The sequence below is a fragment of the Pseudomonas sp. K5002 genome (assembly GCF_013386655.1).
Classification (GTDB): domain Bacteria; phylum Pseudomonadota; class Gammaproteobacteria; order Pseudomonadales; family Pseudomonadaceae; genus Aquipseudomonas.
Genome location: NZ_JACARK010000912.1, coordinates 1,359 through 1,576 on the forward strand (window position 1 = coordinate 1,359; position 218 = coordinate 1,576).

At 66.1% G+C, this 218-nt stretch carries 1 protein-coding gene; it reads left to right on the forward strand.

What is annotated here, in order from left to right:
- The coding region (locus tag HX846_RS39865; protein WP_256740153.1) for a hypothetical protein at positions 1-218 on the forward strand (218 nt) is incomplete at both ends.

The window sequence follows — 218 nt, forward strand, 5'->3', positions numbered from 1 at the left end:
AGCAGTTCACCCGCGCGGTGTTGCTCGCGCAAAGTGAGTTCAGCGCGTTCCTCAAGGCCAACGACAACGAGCGCAGCGAACTGCTGGAAAAGCTCACCGACACTGCGCTCTACACCCAACTCGGTCGCCGCGCCTTCGACAAGGCCAAGGACGCCCGGGACGCCCACAAACACCTGCAGGACCAGGCCACCGGCGTCACCCCGTTGGCCCCCGAGGCC